This window comes from Halodurantibacterium daqingense (assembly GCF_042666235.1).
Lineage (GTDB): Bacteria > Pseudomonadota > Alphaproteobacteria > Rhodobacterales > Rhodobacteraceae > Halodurantibacterium > Halodurantibacterium daqingensis.
In genome coordinates this window covers 279,956-295,932 of sequence record NZ_JBHTFQ010000006.1, presented here as the reverse complement: position 1 = coordinate 295,932, position 15,977 = coordinate 279,956, and the positions used below count along the sequence as shown (strand labels likewise).

The window sequence follows — 15,977 nt, the reverse complement described above, 5'->3', positions numbered from 1 at the left end:
TGCTCATTCCATCGCCTTGAAGTTGAACTCGCCACCTTCCTTGATGCCGCTCGGCCAGCGCGAGGTGATGGTCTTGGTGCGCGTATAGAAGCGGAACGCATCGGGACCGTGCTGGTTCAGGTCGCCGAAGGCCGACTTCTTCCAGCCGCCGAAGGTGTGATAGGCCAGCGGCACCGGGATCGGCACGTTGATCCCGATCATCCCCACATTCACCCGGGCCGCGAAGTCCCGGGCGGTATCGCCGTCGCGGGTGAAGATCGCTGTGCCATTGCCGTATTCGTGGTCCATGGCATAGCCAAGCGCCTCTTCATATGTCTTGGCCCGCACGGTCGACAGCACCGGGCCGAAGATCTCTTGCCGGTAGATGTCCATGTCGGTGGTCACGTGGTCGAACAGATGCGGGCCGACGAAGAACCCGCTTTCATATCCCTGAAGATTGAAGTTGCGCCCGTCGACAACCAGCTTCGCGCCCTGGGCCACGCCGCTTTCGACCAGCGACAGGATCTTGTCCTTTGCCTGCGCGGTCACGACCGGGCCGTAATCCACGTCGTTTCCGGCGGTATAGGGGCCGACCTTCAGCTTTTCGATGCGGGGGATCAGCTTTTCGATCAGCGCATCCGCCGTCTTGTCACCCACCGGCACCGCGACCGAGATCGCCATGCAGCGTTCGCCGGCAGCGCCATAGCCCGCGCCCACCAGCGCATCGGCCGCCTGATCAAGATCGGCGTCGGGCATGATGATCATGTGGTTCTTGGCGCCGCCAAAGCACTGCACCCGCTTGCCGTTCGAGCAGCCGCGCCCATAGATGTATTCCGCGATCGGGGTCGAACCGACGAAGCCGATGGCCTGAATCTCGGGGTTGTCGAGGATCGCGTCCACGCTTTCCTTGTCGCCATTGATGACCTGAAGCACACCGTCGGGCAGACCCGCTTCCTGCATCAGTTCCGCCAGCATCAGCGGCACCGAGGGGTCACGCTCTGACGGTTTGAGGATGAAGGCATTGCCGCAGCTCAGCGCCGGGCCCATCTTCCACAAGGGAATCATGGCCGGGAAGTTGAACGGCGTGATCCCCGCCACCACGCCAAGCGCCTGACGCATCGAATACATGTCGATGCCGGGGCCGGCGCTGTCGGTGAATTCGCCTTTCAGAAGATGCGGCGCACCGATGCAGAACTCGATCACCTCAAGCCCGCGCTGGATGTCGCCCTTGGCGTCGGGAATGGTCTTGCCGTGTTCACGGCTCAGGGCTTCGGCCAGCTTGTCCATGTCGCGGTTCAGCAGGTCGACGAATTTCATCATGACCCGCGCGCGGCGCTGCGGATTGGTCGCGGCCCATTTCGGCTGCGCGGCGGCGGCAGCGGCAACGGCTGCGTCCAACTCGGCCTTGCTTGCCAGGGGCACACGTGCCTGAACCTCGCCCGTGGCGGGGTTGAACACGTCGGCAAAACGGCCCGACGTCCCCTTGACGTGCTTGCCGTTGATCCAGTGGGTCAGTTCCTGCATGGTGATCCTCCTTGTCCGCCCCAAGGTAGCCTTGCGTTTTTGCGCTGAACAGCGGCAAATCACCAAAAGCGTTTTGCAAGGATGCAACGATGGAGCTGTCCGACTGGGATGATCTGCGCATTTTTCTCGCGGTCGCGCGCGCCGAAAGCCTGTCGGGTGCTGCCCGCCTGTTGCGCATAGATCCGGCGACAGTGGGCCGGCGTGTCGCCCGGCTGGAAGAGCGGCTGGAGGTGCCACTGTTCGCCAAGTCACCGCAGGGCTACGCGCTGACAGATCGCGGCCAGCAGCTTCTTGATCACGCAGTGCGCACGGAACAGGCTGTCGCCGGGGCACAGGACGCGCTTCGCGGCGATGCCGCCGGCCTGACGGGGCAGGTGCGGATCGGGGCGCCGGATGGCTGTGCGAACTATTTGCTGCCGCAGGTCCTTGCCGCGATCTGTGACGAAAACCCGGGGCTCGAGGTGCAGATTGTCGCCCTGCCACGTGTCTTCAACCTGTCGCGCCGCGAGGCAGACATGGTCATCGCCGTAAGCCCCCCGAGCGGCGGGCGGCTGAGCGTTCAGAAGCTGACGGATTATCGCCTGCATCTTGCGGCGCATCGCGACTATCTGACCCGTCACCCGCCGATCCGGTCGCTGGCGGATCTGGGTCAGCACCGTCTGGTCGGATACATCCCCGACATGATCTTCGACAAGGAGCTGGATTATCTGGCCGAGGTGGGCGCGCGGGGTGTTCCGCTCGGATCGAATTCGGTTTCGGTGCAGTTCAACTGGCTTCGGGCGGGGGCAGGGATCGGGGTGGTGCATGACTTCGCGCTACCATCGGCGCCGGAACTGGAAAAGGTGCTGGCCGGAACCTTCTGCCTGACCAGAAGCTTCTATCTGATCCGGCACGTGGACGACCGGCGGCTGGTGCGGCTCAACCGCTTTGCCGAGCGGCTGGCCCAGGGTGTGCGCCGGGAAGTGGGGCGACTCGAAGGGATGACTTGACAGACTGTCGCAGCCGGGGCGACGCTTGTGAACAGGCAACACGGGAGGAAGCCATGCTTGTCCATCAGATCCTCAGGATGAAAGCCAGCGATCAGGTCGCCCATATCGCGCCGGATGCCACGGTGGGCGAAGCCGCGCGGCGCCTGTCCGAGCTTCGCATCGGCTCGCTTGTCGTCTCGGAGGACGGGACCGAGGTTGCCGGCATCATTTCCGAACGCGATATCGTGCGCGAAATCGGCCGCCGGGGACCCGAATGCCTTGGGGAACTGGTGTCAAGCATGATGACCACCCGCGTCGTGGCCTGCGCGCGGGATGATAGCGCCGATGCGGTGCTGCAACGCATGACCGACGGACGATTCCGGCACATGCCGGTGCTGGAGGCCGGCAAGATGGTCGGAATCATCTCGATCGGCGATGTGGTCAAGGCGCGTCTGTCCGAACTCAGCATGGAAAAAGAGGCACTTGAAGGCATGATCATGGGTCACTGACGCAGCGCCCGTGTGCGGCGAAGGTGGCTAGCCCCTTGCATTCGGCCTCGCAATATTGTTGCGTGCGGCCCAAGCATGGGGCGCTGGCGCCGTGCCCGGACCCGCAGCGCGGGCAGAATGCAGGGGGACGCAGCATGCGCATCGGCCTTTATCCCGGGACCTTCGATCCCGTGACGCATGGTCATCTGGACATCATCAAGCGCGCGGCGCTGCTGGTCGATCGGCTCGTGATCGGCATTGCCATCAACCGCGACAAGGGCCCGCTGTTTTCGCTGGAGGAGCGGGTGGCGATGATCGAAGCGGAATGCGCCGCCCTCTCGCAGGCGACGGGATCCGAGATCGTGGCCCATCCGTTCGAGAACCTGCTGATCGACTGCGCGCGCGACGTGGGCGCCAGCGTCATCATCCGGGGCCTGCGCGCGGTTGCGGATTTCGAATATGAATTCCAGATGGTCGGAATGAACCGCGCGCTCGATTCGTCAGTCGAGACAGTGTTTCTCATGGCCGAGGCACGGCATCAGGCAATTGCCTCGAAGCTGGTCAAGGAAATCGCCCGCCTGGGCGGAGACGTGTCCAAGTTCGTGCCCGCAGCTGTGGACCGGGCGCTGCGCCAGCGGTTTTCCGGTTAGGATCCTCGGCCCCGGCAGTCCCGCGGCCGGGCCTCAGCGTGCGGGGGTTCGAAACTCCAGGATCAGCTTCTCCCGCAGCGCACTGCGTCCCTCCTGCAGCATCTTGGGGATCAGGAAGGCGTCGACCAGAAGCCAGATGCCGACGATCGCAAGCGGAATGAAACCGATGAGGATGGCGCTGGCAAGCAGGCCGACAAGGGTGAGGCCGAGCATCGCCAGGCCCGAACCCGTGCGGCCCAGATAGAAGCGGTGCCCGCCAAGACCACCGGTGAAGAACCAGAGCAGATAGGCCACCACGGGCGATTTCATTTCGTTGCTGACGCGTTGCTCGATCAGCATCCGTTCGTTTACCGAAGGCGACATCACGTTTCCTTTCCTCTCCTGATCGCGTGATGATGACCGGAAGCGGTTAACGGAAGATGAGCGTGCAGGCGCCTTTTTCTTCCGACGCCGGCCGAGCCCCGCTGCAGACGCTTCTCGAGCGAATGCGCATCCGTGCAGGTAATCATCCCATTCCTACCCTCGCCGCCAGTCGCGGTCGGTGGGCAGAGTGCCGGAGGAGGCGTGACGGAAAGGGCACACGCACCATCGGGCAGAGGGTCAGCCGTTCCGGCCCTCGGGATCGCGCCGGGCCAGAGGGGACACGCGCGTCCCACCATCGGGAAAGGACGGTCAGGGGGCCTTGCATCGTCAGGCGCCGGGCGACCTGCTCGGGATCGTCCCGCCCGGGCCTTGCCCGAGATCGTGCTGTCCTGGCGCAAAGCGGAGATCGCGGCGCGCGCCCTTCCAGCCACCCCGCGGGCTTGGGCAGCTGGCAGCGCCGGGCGAATGGCCGCGGGCTTTGCTGGGGCGGGCTTTCGGGTCGAGCCGGCCCTGCAAGGGTCAGCGCGGGCGCCCAAAGGAAAAGCCCCCGCCGGGGCGGGGGCTTTCCGTCATGTATAACCGGTCAGCAGGAGTAGTACATCTGGAACTCGATCGGGTGGGGCGTATGCTCGTAGGCATAGACCTCCTGCCACTTCAGCGCCATGTAGCCTTCCAGCTGGTCCTTGGTGAACACGTCGCCGGCCAGCAGGAAGTCGTGGTCGGACTCCAGAGCCTCCAGCGCTTCACGAAGCGAGCCGCAGACGGTCGGGATTTCGGCCAGTTCCTCCGGCGGCAGATCGTAGAGATCCTTGTCCGACGCCGGGCCCGGATCGATCTTGTTCTTGATCCCGTCAAGGCCGGCCATCAGCAGCGCCGAGAACGCAAGGTAGGGGTTCGCCGACGGATCGGGGAAGCGGGCCTCGACACGTTTGGCTTTCGGCGATTCCGTCCACGGAATACGGACGCAACCCGAGCGGTTGCGGGCCGAATAGGCGCGCAGAACCGGAGCCTCAAAGCCCGGGATCAGGCGCTTGTAGCTGTTGGTGCCCGGGTTGGTGATCGCGTTCAAAGCCTTGGCATGCTTCAGGATGCCGCCGATGAACCACAGCGCCTCCTGGCTCAGGTCGGCGTATTTGTCACCGGCGAACAGCGGCTTGCCGTCCTTCCAGATCGACATGTTCACGTGCATCCCGGTGCCGTTGTCGCCCTTGATCGGCTTCGGCATGAAGGTCGCGGTCTTGCCATAGGCATGGGCGACGTTGTGGATGACGTATTTGTACTTCTGGATCTCGTCGGCCTGCTTGGTCAGCGTTCCGAAGATCAGGCCCAGTTCGTGCTGGCACGAGGCAACCTCGTGGTGGTGCTTGTCCACCTTCATGCCCATGCGCTTCATGGTCGAGAGCATCTCGCCGCGCAGGTCCTGGGCGTCATCGATCGGGTTGACGGGGAAATAGCCGCCCTTGATGCCCGGACGATGGCCCGAGTTGCCCTGTTCATACTGCGTGTCGGTGTTCCAGGCGCCGTCGATCGCATCGACCTCGTAGGACACCTTGTTCATCTTCACGCTGAACCGCACATCGTCGAAGATGAAGAATTCGGCTTCGGGGCCGAAATAGGCCGCATCGCCGATGCCCGAGGATTTCAGATAGGCCTCGGCCTTGAGCGCGGTGGACCGGGGATCGCGGCTATAGGCCTCGCCGGTGTCGGGCTCGACCACGTTGCAATGCAGGCAAAGCGTCTTTTCCGCATAGAACGGGTCGATATAGGCGCTTTCGGTATCCGGCATCAGCTTCATGTCGGACTGATCGATCGACTTCCAGCCGGCAATGGACGAGCCGTCGAACATGAAGCCTTCTTCAAGAAAGTCCTCATCGACCAGATCGGCGACGATCGTCACATGCTGCAGCTTGCCTTTCGGGTCGGTGAAGCGGATGTCCACATATTCGACGTCCTCATCCTTGAGGAGCGAAAGAACCTTTTCCTTGCTCATGAAACTTCTTCCCTTTCGTTGAGCCTTTGGGCCGGGAGGCCCGAATTCAGACCGCGTCCTCGCCGGTTTCGCCGGTGCGGATGCGGATCACCTGTTCGACGGGGCTGACAAAGATCTTGCCATCGCCGATCTTGTCGGTGCGGGCAGCCGAGATGATCGCCTCGATCGCGCCCTCGACCTGGTCGTCGGCCAGAACGACCTCGATCTTCACCTTGGGCAGGAAATCGACCACATATTCGGCACCGCGGTACAGTTCCGTATGGCCTTTCTGGCGGCCGAAGCCCTTGACCTCGATCACCGAAAGGCCTTGCACGCCGACTTCCTGAAGCGCTTCCTTCACCTCATCGAGTTTGAAGGGTTTGATGATCGCTTCGATCTTTTTCATGCTCGACTCCTCGCCTGACCGCTTGGGACCCTCAGACCACTTCCCTGTCGGCGCGACAATCGGATACGATTGACGTAACGGTGCGGCATACGGGAATCCGATGGTAACGCACAATAAATGTGCAAAAAGCACAGCGCAAAGGCAGTTTGCGAAGCAGATATGGAGCAAGAAATGACCGAACTGCTTACTTCTGCCCAAATGCGCGCCATTGAAGAGGCTTGGATCGCCGGTGGCCATGTCACCGGCGGAGTGCTGATGGAGCGGGCCGGGGCGGCGGTGGTCGCGGCAGTCGAGGCGCACTGGCCCGACCTTGCACAGGGGGCGCACCGCGCACTGGTGTTGTGTGGCCCCGGCAACAATGGCGGCGACGGCTTCGTGGTTGCGCGGCTTCTGCAGGCGCGCGGATGGGCGATCACGCTGTTTCTGCTGGGCGATCCCGCCCGCTTGCCCCCGGATGCCAAGGCCAACCATGATCGCTGGTGTGCAGTCGGCACGGTTCTGCCCTGGCCGGCGGCGCGCGTGGAGACCGAGGGCTGCTCTCTGTTGGTCGATGGCCTGTTCGGCACCGGCCTTGTCCGGCCACTGCAGCCCGAGATCCTCGCGCCTTTCCAGCCCGGGGGCGCGGGCCGGCGCCCGCCTGTGGTGGCGATCGACATCCCCTCGGGCCTTTGTGCCGACAGCGGGCGGGTGCTGGCGGGTGGCGCGGTGCTGCGCGCCGATCTGACGGTGAGTTTTCACCGCCCCAAGCTGGGGCATGTGCTGGATCGGGGGCCATGGGCCTGTGGCCATCTGGTGACGGGCGATATCGGGCTGGATGACGCGGCCGGCCCGCCGGTCGCGCATGACATGATGGTGCAGGAGGCGAAGGCCGAACCCGACCTTCTGCGCAAGGCGGCTGCGGGGCCGGCAAGCCACAAGTATGCGCATGGTCACGCGGTTGTTCTGGCCGGTCCGGCCGGGCGGGGCGGGGCTGCGCGGCTGGCGGCGCGGGGGGCGCTGCGGATCGGGGCGGGGCTTGTGACCCTGGCCTGCCCGCCCGGGGCGATTGCGGAGAATGCTGCCCGGCTGGATGCGATCATGCTGCGACCGGTGGCGGATGGCCCTGCGCTTGCCGCGTTCTGCGCGGATCCGCGGATCAGCGCGCTGTGCCTCGGCCCCGGTCTTGGCCTTGGTGCGCGCGAGGGCGGGCTGGTGGCGGCGGCGCTGGCGGCCCGTCGTCCCACGCTTCTTGATGCCGACGCGCTAACGCTGCTGGCCGGCGACCGGGGGCTGTTTGCGGCGCTGCACGGGGGCTGCCTGCTGACGCCCCATGCCGGCGAATTCGCCCGCCTCTTTCCCGATATCGCGGAACGCCTGCAAGCGCCGGCCATGACGGGCCCGGCCTATTCCAAGGTCGATGCCACACGGGACGCGGCGGCGCGGGCCGGCTGCACCGTGCTTTTCAAGGGCCCCGACACGGTGATCGCCGATCCCGCGGGCCGGGTGCGGCTGGGTGCCGCCGTCTATGGGCGGGCGGTTCCCTGGCTTGCCACGGCCGGCGCGGGCGATGTGCTGTCGGGCCTTGCCGCAGGGCTTCTGGCGCGGGGAATGGCGCCCTTCCAGGCCGCGACACAGGCCGCCTGGCTGCATGTCGAGGCCGCGCGTCGCTTCGGTCCGGGGCTGACCGCCGAGGATCTGCCCGAGATGCTTCCCGCGGTCCTGCGCGAGATCGTGTAGGCCGCGCGCTTTTCCTCTCGCATCCGGGGTGCAGCTTTGCTAGAAGGGCGCGGATTTTCGGGGCGGCCTTCGGGCTGCCTTGCAGGTTATGCGGGTGTGGCGAAATTGGCAGACGCACCAGATTTAGGTTCTGGCGCCGCAAGGCGTGGGGGTTCAAGTCCCTCCACCCGCACCAGGATGGGAAAGAAGGACGAACACATGCAGGTCACTGAGACCCTGAACGAAGGCCTGAAGCGCAGCTACACGATCACCGTGAGCGCGGCCGAGCTGGACGCCAAGGTGCAGGAAAAACTGGTCGAGGCCCAGCCCGAGATCGAGATCAAGGGCTTCCGCAAGGGCAAGGTGCCGCTGGCCATCCTGCGCAAGCAGTTCGGGCAGCGCCTGCTGGGCGATGCGATGCAGGATGCGATCGACGGCGCGATGCGTGAGCACTTCGAGGCGACCGGCCACCGCCCGGCCATGCAGCCCGACGTCAAGATGACCAACGAGGACTGGAAGGAAGGCGATGATGTCGTCGTCGCCATGTCCTACGAGGCACTGCCCGAGATCCCCGAGACCGATCTGTCGGTCGTGACGCTGGAACGCCTTGTGGTCAAGGCCGAGGCCGAGGCCGTCGAGGATGCGCTCAAGAACCTCGCCGAAACGGCCCAGTCCTTCGAGGACAAGGAGGGCGCGGCAGCCGAAGGCGATCAGGTCGTGATCGACTTCCTCGGCAAGGTCGATGGCGAAGCCTTCGAGGGTGGCGCCGCCGAGGATTACCCGCTGGTGCTGGGTTCGAACTCGTTCATCCCGGGCTTCGAGGCGCAGCTTGTCGGCGCCAAGGCGGGCGACGAGGTGAATGTCAACGTGACCTTCCCCCAGGAATACGGTGCCAAGCATCTGGCCGGCAAGGATGCCGTCTTTGAATGCAAGATCAAGGCCGTGAAGGGTCCGAAGGCTGCCGAGATCAATGACGATCTGGCCAAGCAGTTCGGGGCGGACAGCCTCGAGGCGCTGAAGACCCAGATCGCCGAGCGTCTGGAGGCCGAATACAATGGCGCCGCGCGCGCGGTTCTCAAACGTGCGCTGCTGGATCAGCTCGACGAGATGGTCAAGTTCGACCTGCCGCCGAGCCTGGTCGAAGCCGAGGCCAAGCAGATTGCCCACCAGCTGTGGCATGACGAAAACCCCGAGGTGCACGACCACAACCACGGCGAGATCGAGGTGAAGGACGAGCACAAGACGCTGGCCGAGCGCCGCGTGCGTCTGGGGCTTCTGCTGGCCGAAGTTGGCCGGAAGGCCGAAGTCGAGGTGACGGATGCCGAGATGACCCAGGCGGTTCTGGCTCAGGCCCGTCAGTATCCGGGTCAGGAACGTGCCTTCTTCGAGTTCATCCAGAAGAACGCCGCCATGCAGCAGCAGCTGCGTGCCCCGATCTTCGAGGACAAGGTCGTCGATCACATCGTCGCCGGCGCCAAGGTGACCGAGAAGGAAGTCTCGAAGGACGATCTTCAGAAAGCTGTCGAGGCGCTCGATCAGATGTGATCGCCGCAAGGCACCACGAAAAAGGCCGCCTTCGGGCGGCCTTTTGCTGTGCGGGGGCTTCGATCAGGCGGCGGCTGGTCTCAGTGCTGAACCGATTTCGACAACAGGTTGATCACCAGAACCCCGGCGATGATCAGCCCGAGGCCGACCACCGCGGCCAGGTCAAGCCGTTGCCGGAACAGGACCAGCCCGATCAGCGAGATCAGCACGATGCCAAGCCCGCTCCAGATCGCATAGGCGATGCCCACCGGCATCACGCGCAGCACCAGCGACAGGAAGTAGAAGGCGCCAAGATAGGAAAGCACCATCAGGGCCGTCGGCACAAGACGGCTGAACTGTTCGGACCGCTGAAGAAAGGTCGTGCCGACCACCTCGAGGGCGATGGCGGTAAAAAGCAGGGCATAGGTGCCGAGGGGGCCAGTCATGTGGTCTCCGGGTAAAGGGGGCAGGGTCGGGCGCGGCCGGTTGCTCACAAGCTGACAGACTGGCGCGCGATTGTCACCCGGCGGAAATCCTTCCACGGCTTGCAGGTCAGGCGACGATGGGAACGGGCGGAGTTACCGGCCCCGGCCGCCTGTCCCCGCGCTGCCGGACGCGCGGCAGCGCCCGAAGCCGACTGTTCTCGGCGGCGCCGCCACCTCTTGACGGCCACGGATGCGCCCCGTCCATCCATTCGGCGCCCGCGCGGGCCCTGGCGACCCTCGGGCGTCGTGCTGACGGCTCTGGCATCCGGGATCTCCTCCCGGCCGCGTGACGGAAATTCGGTGGATCCTTCTGTCGCGCGTCGCAGTCCCCGAGCAGATCGCACGCGACACTGCGAGGAAGGCGGAGGCTGTCCCGCGCGCGCGGTCCAGGCTTGCTCGTGCCGTTGGCATTGGCTCCCACAAGAGGCTGTCCCGCACGCGCGGTCCAGGCTGTGCCGATCAGCGCCGGGTATCCAGTATGCCGGCTGTCCCGCGCGCGCGCGGTCGAATCCACGCCCCCGGATGGGTGGCACGCGGAAATGGGGGCTGTCCCGCGCGCGCGCGGTCGAATCCTTCCGTCCTGTGCGGAACGGCCGCGGCCGTGGGCTTGGGCGGACGGCGCGCCCGGTGGTGCCGGCCGTTCTGTCCTGCCAGGAGCTTCTCAGGTCCTGGCTTTGGCAGATGCGGGTAGCAGCCGGCGACCCTCTGGCGCCGCGTGGCCCGTCATGGCCGGGGGCGCCGCCGTGTCAGCGGTGGTTGCGTCGGGCTGCGGCCCGCGTGCCGTCCCGGACTCCGGACGATCTTCGGCAGGCGGGGCCTCTGGCGATGCGGCGGATCGCGCTCCCGAACATGTCCGTTTCGGCAGTTCCCGGGCGGCCAGGGAAGGCATCTTGCAGGGCGGCCCTCCGGACGTGCCCCGCCGTCGCCCGTTGCAACCTGCAGGCGCGCCCCGTGGCTGCGGCCGTCGGCCCCCTGTCAGGGCTTTCCGGGGGCAACGAAAAGGGGCCGCGCCGATGCCGGCGCGGCCCCTCGAGTCGATCCGCAGCGGATCAGTTGTCGTCGTCGTCCTGCGCGCCGCCGATATCATCGAACAGCTCCGAGATCTCGTATTCGGCCGCAGCCTCTTCCTCGGCTGCCAGTTCGCGGATGGATTTGCCCGAGGCCTGAACCTCGGCCTCTTCGGGCGAACGGGCGACGTTCAGCGTGATCTCGACCGTGACTTCGGGGTGCAGCACGACCGATACGGTGTGCAGGCCCAGATCCTTGATCGGCTTGTTCAGCACGACCTGGCCGCGCGCCACGCTGAAACCGGCTTCGGTTGCAGCTTCGGCGGCGTCACGCGTGGTGACCGAGCCGTAAAGGGCCCCTGCGTCCGATGCCGAACGAATCACGACGAAGGTCTGACCGTTCAGTTTCTCGGCGGCGGCCTCGGCTTCCTTGCGGGTTTCGAGGTTGCGCGCCTCGAGCTGGGCTTTCTGCGTCTCGAACGACTTGATGTTGGCGTCCGAGGCGCGCAGCGCCTTGCCCTGCGGCAGGAGGTAGTTGCGGGCGTAACCGTCCTTGACGTTCACGACCTCGCCCATCTGGCCAAGCTTGGCCACACGTTCCAGAAGGATGACTTGCATGAAGGGTCTCCTTACTTCACGGCGTAGGGAAGCAGGGCGAGGAAGCGGGCGCGCTTGATCGCGCGGGCCAGTTCACGCTGCTTCTTTGCCGAGACGGCGGTGATGCGCGACGGCACGATCTTGCCGCGCTCGGAGATGTAGCGCTGCAGAAGACGCACATCCTTGTAGTCGATCGCAGGTGCATTGTCGCCCGAGAAGGGGCAGACCTTGCGGCGACGGAAAAACGGTTTGTTTGCCATGGTTATGGTCCTTTCCTGGGCCGGATCAACGACGACGGTCGCCGCGGTCACCGCGGTCACCGCGGTCGCCGCGCTCGCGCTCGTCACGCTTCTGCATCTGGACCGAGGGGCCTTCGTTATGCTCGTCGACCTTGACGGTCAGAACGCGCATCACGTCGTCATGCAGGCGCATCAGGCGCTCCATTTCCTGCACGGCGGCGGCGGGCGCATCCGAACGCAGGAAGGCATAGTGGCCCTTGCGGTTCTTGTTGATCTTGTAGGCCATCGTCTTGACGCCCCAGTATTCGTGTTCGACGACCTTGCCGCCGTTGTCCGAAAGCACTGCGGTGAAATGTTCGATAAGGCCTTCAGCCTGCGCGTTGGAAAGATCCTGGCGCGAGATGAAAACATGCTCGTAAAGCGGCATGTAGCACTCCAGTCATATCGGGCGCACTTCAGAGGCGGGCTTGCCTTCCGCGGCCCGCTTGCGAGAGGAGACGCCGGTTTCGCTAGTGCGGAAGGATGGCGCGTTATACACGGGCCGGCCCATGATGCAAGCGGTGATGCAGGGCAAGGCGCAGCAGGGGCGGGGGCTGTTTGGCCCCGCACAGATCCTGTTGGCTTTTGCGCAATTGTGAAGTGCCCGTCGCTGCCCGATCCTTTACGCAGATGCAGCATGCCTCATCATCATTCACAGGAGACATCATGAAACAGTTCCTTGCCGCCTCGGCCCTTGTTCTTGCCGCAACCGCCGCTCAGGCCGCGCCCGAAAGCTATGTGCTGGATTCCAGCCACAGTCAGATCCTGTTCTCCTACAATCACCTTGGGTATTCGACCACCTGGGGCATGTTCTCGGGCTTCGAGGGCCAGATCGCCTTCGATCAGGAAGACCCGGCCAATTCCAGCGTCACCGTTTCCTTTCCCGTCACGACCATGCTGACCGGCTGGGAAGAACGTTACGCGCATTTCATGGGCGATGATTTCTTCGGCGGCGCCGATGAAACCGTCACCTTCACCTCGACCGCGATCGAGGTGACGGGCGAGAACACGGCGCTGATCACCGGCGATCTGACGCTGAATGGCGTGACGCAGGAAGTGGTGCTGGATGCAACGCTGAACGCGGCGGGGGAACACCCGATGGAGGGCAAGCCCTGGGCGGGCTTCGATGCCACCACGACGCTTCTGCGCAGCGACTTTGGCCTTGACATGTTCGCCCCCTTCGTCAGCGACGAGGTCGAGGTGCGGATCTCGATCGAGGCGATGAAGGCCGACTGAGGCATATCGCTGCGCCTGCCCGGCCGGGTCAGGTCGGGCCGGATCCGCCCGCGATCCCGCCTCGATGCCGTTGCTTTAGGCCGGGGCGCCGACCAAGCGTCGCGTCGGGCCGCAGCGCGCCGGCAGGCGCAGGTGCCTGTCGCCAGACCCGCGGCTGCGGACCCGGCGCCGCGGCAGCAGACAACAGCGCAGTGCAGGGCCGCGAGGGTATCTCCTTCGCGGCCCTCGTCCTGTTCGACGCCTGCGGGATGATCATCGGCGCCGCCCGTGCGATTCATCTTGAAATTATCTGAAATCTGATGTTCTTCTACCTGTGGTTGCAGGTTGCCGCGGAACGGCCCGAAGGGGGCGGCGCGGTCCGGTTCAGGGGTGTTACAGGCAAGGGTCCGGGGCCCCGGTGGCTCCGGACCGGCTGTCCAAGGCTACGCAAGAGGTAGATCGCCACCATGCAGGAGCGCGAGCCCGACGTGAAGGATCTGCTCGCGCTGGTGCGGCGGCAGGCGGGGCTGGTGCTTGCGGCGGCGGCCCTGGTGGTGGCGCTGGGCATGGCCTTCCTGCTGATCGCCACACCGGTCTATCAGGCGACGGCGCTGGTGCTGATCGATCCCGCCGACAAGAACCTGCTTGACCCGCGCGAAAGCGGCGCCAGCTCGGCGGCAAGCGACAGCGCGCGCGTGGACAGCGAGGTGGAGATCCTGCGCGCCGATGCGACGGTGCTGGCGGTCATCGCGCGTGATCCGCAGGCCGCCGATCCCGGCCTGTCACGGCCCCGGTTGCGCGAACGTCTGGGGCAGGCGCTGGGGCTGCGCGATGCGGCGTCCGCGCCGTCCGAAGCGATGCTCCTGCGGCAGCTGCGCGAGGCGACGACGGTGCGCCGGCGCGGCCTGACGCATCTGATCGGGGTGACTGTGCGTTCGCCCGATCCGGCGCGGGCGGCCTATCTCGCGAATGCCACGGTCGAAACCTATATCGCGCGCCAGGTCGCCGCAAAATCCACCGCGCTTCGGGCGGCGCGCGATGTTCTGCTGGCGCGACTGGATGCGGCGCAGGCCACCCTTTCCGAGGCCGAGCGGCGGCTGGATGATTATCTGGCCCGCAGCGCTGCGGAGGCCGAACAGGATCTTGTCGCCGCACGCCAGCGGCTTGCCGCAGCCGAGGCGGCATGGGAGCGGGGCGACTGGCAGGAGCTGTCGTCGCCGTCAGAGGAACATGCCCGGGGCGATGCGGGCGCGGCCTTCGGCGTGGTGCAGGCGCTGCGGGCCAGTGTTGCGCAGCACGAAGCGCGGGCGGCGGCACTGCGGGCGGCGCCGGATCCCGATCCGGCCGCCTTCGCCCTGCGGCAAGAGGCCGAGATCGCCCGGCGCCAGTATCAGTTGCATCTGGAAAGGCTGCGCGCGCTTGAGGTGCAGGCCGATCTGCAACTGGCGGACAGCCGGATCGTATCGGCCGCCATCGTGCCGCTGCATCCAAGCTTTCCGGACAAACGCCAGATCCTTGCCCTGTCGCTGGTGCTGGGACTGGTGGCCGGTGTGGGGCTTGCGCTTCTGAAGGAATACTTCATCGGCGGCGTCACCTCGGCGCGGCAGTTGCAGAACATCCTGCATCTGCCGATGGCAGGAACGGTGCCGCGGCTGGCCGCCAGCATGTCGCGGCCGGCAGACATGGTGGCCTGTGCCCCCCTTTCGCCCTTCCCCGAGGCGATCCGGGGCCTCCGTGCTTCGCTTGATCGGATGCTGGCCGGCGAGGGCGGCAAGGTCATTCTCGTGACCTCAAGCCTGCCTCAGGAGGGCAAGAGCACCCTCGCGCTCGCGCTGGCGCGAACCCACGCGCTTGCCGGCAAGCGCGTGCTGCTGGTGGACAGCGATCTGCGCCGTCCCTCGCTGCACCGCCTGCTGGACCTGGTCCCGGATCTGAGCTTGCTGGATTACCTGCGCGACCCGGCGGAAGCCGGCACGAGTTTTTGCGCCCGCGATCCGCTGAGCGGTGCGGAGGTCATTCTCGGCGCGGGCGCGGCCGAAAGCCCGACCGACCAGCTGCTTGCCTCGGAGGGATTCGCTGCGCTTCTGGGCGAGGCGCGGGCGGCCTTCGACGTGATCGTGCTGGACAGCCCGCCCGTCCTGCCGGTTGTCGATACGCGCTATATCGCGCCGCTGGCGGATGCGGTGGTGCTGGTGGTCCGTGCCGGCGAGACGGCGCAGGGCGATCTGCGCCAGAGCGTTGCACAACTGCAGGAGGTGATGCGCCCCGGAGCAGCATTGTGCCTTGCCCTGAATCAGGAGGACGAGTCGGCCTGCAGGTCGCGGTATTATACCGACGATCCGGCGGAGACTTCGCGCGGCTTGCGGTTCGGGCGATGGGTCTGGCGCGGCGGCCGGGGGGCGCCTGTGCCCCTGCGCCCGCCCGGTGAATGAGCCCGGCCGGTCAGGAAGCGCGGGCCGCGTCGCCGCGCGCGGCCGGTGGCTGGCGCCGCGCGGGAAGATCGTGCCCGCCCGGGTCCGGAGGCGCACCGGAGGCGCCTGGACGGGCGACAGGGGCGTGGTCCTTTCGCGCGCATGCCTCCCAGGGCTGCCGGGCGCCCGGAACGCTCTGGCACAGGCTCGGGATGCTGCCGGATGCGGAGGCCCGAGGCAGACACTCCGGCGCAAAATCAACTGAACGGTTCGGTCTGTTTTCAAGGCCGGGGCCGCATACATTTCCGTGATGATCCAGGGTTGTGCGGGTTTTGGCCGATCGGCGCCCGCGCGAATGGCAGTTTCCCGCCGAACGCCGCAAGCCGTTGAAAGCCCATCCGTTCCTCCCTTCACCTTT

The 15,977-nt window shown here is 65.8% G+C and carries 15 protein-coding genes and 1 tRNA gene; 8 read left to right on the top strand and 8 right to left on the bottom strand.

Annotated features, from left to right (window positions below; genetic code table 11):
- Window positions 1-3: 3 nt before the first annotated feature.
- Window positions 4-1,503, bottom strand: a complete 1,500-nt coding sequence (locus ACFQXB_RS12990; protein WP_377404422.1) for a CoA-acylating methylmalonate-semialdehyde dehydrogenase — start codon at window positions 1,501-1,503, stop codon at window positions 4-6.
- Window positions 1,504-1,592: 89 nt separating this feature from the next.
- Here ACFQXB_RS12990 and ACFQXB_RS12985 point away from each other — a divergent pair, with 89 nt between their 5' ends.
- From ACFQXB_RS12985 to coaD, 3 genes are all read left to right on the top strand, one after another.
- Entirely contained in the window at window positions 1,593-2,492 is a 900-nt protein-coding gene (locus ACFQXB_RS12985) for a LysR family transcriptional regulator (RefSeq protein WP_377404419.1), read from the top strand.
- Between the two features lie 53 nt (window positions 2,493-2,545).
- The gene (locus ACFQXB_RS12980) at window positions 2,546-2,980 is read left to right on the top strand and encodes a CBS domain-containing protein (RefSeq protein ID WP_377404416.1); all 435 of its coding nucleotides are present in this window, start codon (window positions 2,546-2,548) and stop codon (window positions 2,978-2,980) included.
- Between the two features lie 134 nt (window positions 2,981-3,114).
- On the top strand, window positions 3,115-3,609 hold the full coding sequence (gene coaD / locus ACFQXB_RS12975) for a pantetheine-phosphate adenylyltransferase (protein ID WP_377404413.1): 495 nt from the start codon (window positions 3,115-3,117) through the stop codon (window positions 3,607-3,609).
- A gap of 33 nt (window positions 3,610-3,642) precedes the next feature.
- On the opposite strand, the gene ACFQXB_RS12970 is transcribed toward coaD, so the two are convergent.
- The 3 genes from ACFQXB_RS12970 to ACFQXB_RS12960 all read right to left on the bottom strand — a co-directional run bounded on the left by ACFQXB_RS12970 (window position 3,643) and on the right by ACFQXB_RS12960 (window position 6,347).
- Window positions 3,643-3,972: a TM2 domain-containing protein gene (locus tag ACFQXB_RS12970; protein ID WP_377404410.1), complete on the bottom strand. Its 330-nt coding sequence runs from the start codon at window positions 3,970-3,972 to the stop codon at window positions 3,643-3,645.
- Window positions 3,973-4,555: 583 nt separating this feature from the next.
- Window positions 4,556-5,962 carry a type I glutamate--ammonia ligase gene (glnA, locus tag ACFQXB_RS12965; RefSeq protein WP_377404407.1) on the bottom strand — a complete coding sequence of 469 codons (1,407 nt, stop codon included), beginning with the start codon at window positions 5,960-5,962 and terminating at the stop codon, window positions 4,556-4,558.
- 46 nt (window positions 5,963-6,008) lie between these two features.
- A complete protein-coding gene (locus tag ACFQXB_RS12960; protein WP_377404404.1) occupies window positions 6,009-6,347 on the bottom strand; it encodes a P-II family nitrogen regulator in 339 nt (112 codons plus the stop codon).
- 171 nt (window positions 6,348-6,518) lie between these two features.
- Here ACFQXB_RS12960 and ACFQXB_RS12955 point away from each other — a divergent pair, with 171 nt between their 5' ends.
- From ACFQXB_RS12955 to tig, 3 genes are all read left to right on the top strand, one after another.
- Window positions 6,519-8,063: an NAD(P)H-hydrate dehydratase gene (locus tag ACFQXB_RS12955; RefSeq protein ID WP_377404401.1), complete on the top strand. Its 1,545-nt coding sequence runs from the start codon at window positions 6,519-6,521 to the stop codon at window positions 8,061-8,063.
- 90 nt (window positions 8,064-8,153) lie between these two features.
- A tRNA-Leu gene (locus ACFQXB_RS12950) sits at window positions 8,154-8,238 on the top strand.
- Between the two features lie 23 nt (window positions 8,239-8,261).
- Complete coding sequence (gene tig / locus ACFQXB_RS12945) at window positions 8,262-9,587, top strand: trigger factor (protein ID WP_377404399.1); 1,326 nt, start codon at window positions 8,262-8,264, stop codon at window positions 9,585-9,587.
- 80 nt (window positions 9,588-9,667) lie between these two features.
- Here the strand turns inward: tig and ACFQXB_RS12940 are convergent, their stop codons facing one another.
- From ACFQXB_RS12940 to rpsF, 4 genes are all read right to left on the bottom strand, one after another.
- Entirely contained in the window at window positions 9,668-10,012 is a 345-nt protein-coding gene (locus ACFQXB_RS12940; protein WP_377404396.1) for a DMT family transporter, read from the bottom strand.
- A gap of 1,088 nt (window positions 10,013-11,100) precedes the next feature.
- On the bottom strand, window positions 11,101-11,676 hold the full coding sequence (rplI, locus tag ACFQXB_RS12935) for a 50S ribosomal protein L9 (RefSeq protein WP_377404393.1): 576 nt from the start codon (window positions 11,674-11,676) through the stop codon (window positions 11,101-11,103).
- Window positions 11,677-11,687: 11 nt separating this feature from the next.
- On the bottom strand, window positions 11,688-11,915 hold the full coding sequence (gene rpsR / locus ACFQXB_RS12930) for a 30S ribosomal protein S18 (RefSeq protein WP_136392757.1): 228 nt from the start codon (window positions 11,913-11,915) through the stop codon (window positions 11,688-11,690).
- 25 nt (window positions 11,916-11,940) lie between these two features.
- Complete coding sequence (gene rpsF, locus ACFQXB_RS12925; protein WP_377404390.1) at window positions 11,941-12,321, bottom strand: 30S ribosomal protein S6; 381 nt, start codon at window positions 12,319-12,321, stop codon at window positions 11,941-11,943.
- Between the two features lie 278 nt (window positions 12,322-12,599).
- On the opposite strand from rpsF, the gene ACFQXB_RS12920 reads away from it, so the two are divergent.
- Together ACFQXB_RS12920 and ACFQXB_RS12915 are read left to right on the top strand one after the other, a co-directional pair.
- Window positions 12,600-13,169 carry a YceI family protein gene (locus ACFQXB_RS12920; RefSeq protein WP_377404387.1) on the top strand — a complete coding sequence of 190 codons (570 nt, stop codon included), beginning with the start codon at window positions 12,600-12,602 and terminating at the stop codon, window positions 13,167-13,169.
- Between the two features lie 446 nt (window positions 13,170-13,615).
- Window positions 13,616-15,580 carry a polysaccharide biosynthesis tyrosine autokinase gene (locus ACFQXB_RS12915; protein ID WP_377404384.1) on the top strand — a complete coding sequence of 655 codons (1,965 nt, stop codon included), beginning with the start codon at window positions 13,616-13,618 and terminating at the stop codon, window positions 15,578-15,580.
- Window positions 15,581-15,977: the final 397 nt, after the last annotated feature.

Excerpts from the sequence above, each read along its gene's own strand:
- ACFQXB_RS12970 (WP_377404410.1), bottom strand. The coding sequence starts at position 3,972 with ATGTCGCCTTCGGTAAACGAACGGATGCTGATCGAGCAACGCGTCAGC.
- ACFQXB_RS12960 (WP_377404404.1), bottom strand. The coding sequence starts at position 6,347 with ATGAAAAAGATCGAAGCGATCATCAAACCCTTCAAACTCGATGAGGTG.
- ACFQXB_RS12985 (WP_377404419.1), top strand. The coding sequence starts at position 1,593 with ATGGAGCTGTCCGACTGGGATGATCTGCGCATTTTTCTCGCGGTCGCG.
- ACFQXB_RS12915 (WP_377404384.1), top strand. The coding sequence starts at position 13,616 with ATGCAGGAGCGCGAGCCCGACGTGAAGGATCTGCTCGCGCTGGTGCGG.
- rpsR (WP_136392757.1), bottom strand. The coding sequence starts at position 11,915 with ATGGCAAACAAACCGTTTTTCCGTCGCCGCAAGGTCTGCCCCTTCTCG.
- ACFQXB_RS12940 (WP_377404396.1), bottom strand. The coding sequence starts at position 10,012 with ATGACTGGCCCCCTCGGCACCTATGCCCTGCTTTTTACCGCCATCGCC.
- rpsF (WP_377404390.1), bottom strand. The coding sequence starts at position 12,321 with ATGCCGCTTTACGAGCATGTTTTCATCTCGCGCCAGGATCTTTCCAAC.
- ACFQXB_RS12980 (WP_377404416.1), top strand. The coding sequence starts at position 2,546 with ATGCTTGTCCATCAGATCCTCAGGATGAAAGCCAGCGATCAGGTCGCC.
- glnA (WP_377404407.1), bottom strand. The coding sequence starts at position 5,962 with ATGAGCAAGGAAAAGGTTCTTTCGCTCCTCAAGGATGAGGACGTCGAA.
- tig (WP_377404399.1), top strand. The coding sequence starts at position 8,262 with ATGCAGGTCACTGAGACCCTGAACGAAGGCCTGAAGCGCAGCTACACG.
- ACFQXB_RS12955 (WP_377404401.1), top strand. The coding sequence starts at position 6,519 with ATGACCGAACTGCTTACTTCTGCCCAAATGCGCGCCATTGAAGAGGCT.
- ACFQXB_RS12920 (WP_377404387.1), top strand. The coding sequence starts at position 12,600 with ATGAAACAGTTCCTTGCCGCCTCGGCCCTTGTTCTTGCCGCAACCGCC.
- coaD (WP_377404413.1), top strand. The coding sequence starts at position 3,115 with ATGCGCATCGGCCTTTATCCCGGGACCTTCGATCCCGTGACGCATGGT.
- rplI (WP_377404393.1), bottom strand. The coding sequence starts at position 11,676 with ATGCAAGTCATCCTTCTGGAACGTGTGGCCAAGCTTGGCCAGATGGGC.
- ACFQXB_RS12990 (WP_377404422.1), bottom strand. The coding sequence starts at position 1,503 with ATGCAGGAACTGACCCACTGGATCAACGGCAAGCACGTCAAGGGGACG.